2 protein-coding genes are annotated in these 2,407 nt (G+C 45.9%); both read left to right on the top strand.

Going from position 1 to position 2,407, the window contains the following annotated elements; all coding sequences use genetic code 11:
* The first annotated feature begins 435 nt into the window (after positions 1-435).
* Entirely contained in the window at positions 436-1,176 is a 741-nt protein-coding gene (locus SPADD19_RS03860; RefSeq protein WP_061455281.1) for a class I SAM-dependent DNA methyltransferase, read from the top strand.
* A 6-nt stretch (positions 1,177-1,182) separates the two neighbouring features.
* Positions 1,183-2,286 carry a nucleotidyltransferase gene (locus tag SPADD19_RS03865; protein WP_061455282.1) on the top strand — a complete coding sequence of 368 codons (1,104 nt, stop codon included), beginning with the start codon at positions 1,183-1,185 and terminating at the stop codon, positions 2,284-2,286.
* The last annotated feature ends 121 nt before the right edge of the window (positions 2,287-2,407 follow it).

Here is a 2,407-nt window from a genome sequence, read left to right on the forward strand (position 1 = left end):
TCAGTTGGTAGCAACTGAGTTTTGTTGGTTAAATTGAAAATTCTACGGAAAGAAAGGATGGGGCCTTGTGTTTGGTTAGGTTTCTAACTGAACACGAGCTAAAAGCTTTGAGAAAAAGATAAACTTCCTTTGTATCTGACGATACGCCAGAAAGTTTCCTATTTTCTCTATGCTTTTAACGCTCTTTGTATCTTAGAAAGGATTTGAACCCGTCCTGTAATCCTCGGAAAATAGATAGGGCTATGTCAAATTGTTAACTTTAAAATTTATTGTTTGACGCAGTAGCTGATTGGACTCTTCATTCGCTTTTTAAGCTCGGAAGAGTACCTAATCAGCCTTGCGGGGGTGAGACAACGAACGAATTTTTTTGAAAACTCGTTCTGTCTCACTCCCCTAATTTTCTATCGGATTACGGGCGGACTTGGTATCATGAATATGGCGACTTATGAAACGTTTGCGGCGGTCTATGATGCGGTCATGGATGACAGTCTGTATGATTTGTGGACGGATTTTTCTCTCCGCCATCTCCCTAAAAGCAAGGATCGGAAAAAATTACTGGAATTGGCTTGTGGGACAGGGATTCAATCTGTTCGCTTTTCCCAAGCTGGGTTTGATGTGACAGGATTAGACCTGAGTGCTGACATGCTGAAAATTGCTGAAAAAAGAGCTGCTTCAGCCAAGCAAAAGATTGATTTTATCGAGGGCAATATGCTGGACCTGTCACAAGCAGGCACTTATGACTTTGTAACCTGCTATTCCGATTCTATCTGTTATATGCAGGACGAGGTAGAAGTAGGGGATGTCTTCAAAGAAGTCTACAATGCCCTTAATGAAGATGGGGTTTTTATCTTTGATGTCCACTCAACCTACCAGACGGATGAGGTGTTTCCAGGCTATTCTTACCACGAAAACGCAGAAGACTTTGCCATGCTCTGGGATACCTATGAGGATGTGGCCCCTCACTCGATCGTCCATGAGCTGACCTTCTTTGTCCAAGAAGAGGATGGCAGCTTTAGTCGGCACGATGAAGTTCATGAGGAGCGTACCTATGAAGTTTTAACCTATGACATCTTATTGGAGCAGGCTGGCTTTAAATCTTTCAAATTGTTCGCAGACTTTGAAGATAAGGAGCCAACAAAGACCAGCAAACGTTGGTTCTTCGTAGCGCAGAAGTAGGACATCATGATAGTTACAGGTATTATTGCAGAATTTAATCCCTTTCACAATGGTCACAAGTACCTGCTCAAACAGGCAGAAGGGCTGAAGATTGTGGCCATGTCTGGGAATTTTGTTCAACGTGGCGAGCCTGCCATTGTAGATAAGTGGACACGGGCGCAGATGGCTTTGGAAAATGGAGCGGACCTGGTGGTCGAGCTCCCCTTTCTCGTGGCTGTTCAGTCGGCTGATCATTTTGCCAAGGGAGCGGTAGAAATCTTATCCCGTCTAGGAATCGACCAATTGACTTTTGGGACAGAAGAGGTCTTGGATTACCAAGCGATTGCGACTGTTTATTCGGAGAAAGAAGCGGAAATGGAAGCTTTCCTGCGAAGTCTTTCAGGCGATTTATCCTATCCACAGAAAACGCAAAAAATGTGGGAAACCTTTGCTGGAGTGGAGTTCACAGGGGATACTCCCAATCATATTCTAGGGCTGGCTTATGCCAAGGCTTGTGCTGGGAAGGGGATTGTGCTTAAGCCCGTCCAGCGCCAGGGTGCGGGCTACCATTCAGAAGAAAAAGAGGTGGCCTATGCTTCTGCGACTAGTCTACGCCTACACAAGGAAGATCAGGACTTTGTTGCTAGATTCATGCCCAATAGCCAACTCTTTCAGTCGGCTCCACAGGTATCTTGGGAGAATTATGACCAACTGCTCCGTTATCAAATCCTAACCCGTCCGGATTTGACACAGATTTTTCAGGTCAATGAGGAACTGGCCAATCGGATAAAGGATGCGGTTCGAAGTGCTAGTTCTGTGGAAGACCTGGTGGAGAAAGTCGCAACCAAGCGCTATACCAAGGCGCGTGTGCGCCGCATCTTGACCTACATCTTGGTAGGGGCGATGGATCAATCTCTTCCCGATGCCATTCATGTCTTAGGATTTTCCGCAAAGGGACAAGCTCACCTCAAATCACTAAAAGGTCAAGTGGACTTGGTGACCCGAATCGGTAAGGAACCTTGGGACAGTTTGACCCAGCAAGCCGATCAGGTGTATCAACTAGGCCATCCCCAATTGCCAGAGCAGATCTGGGGTCGGGTGCCAGTGAGGGGGGAAGAATCAACAGTCTGACGTAAATTTTCTCTGTCCACATTCACGTAAGGCAAGAAGTTTATGATGTACGGAAACAGTGTTTGAGAGTGGGACAGAAATCGGTAATTCGTTAGAATTCGATTTCGTCGTCCCACCTCCG

This window comes from Streptococcus parasanguinis (assembly GCF_001578955.1).
Classification (GTDB): Bacteria; Bacillota; Bacilli; order Lactobacillales; family Streptococcaceae; genus Streptococcus; species Streptococcus parasanguinis_U.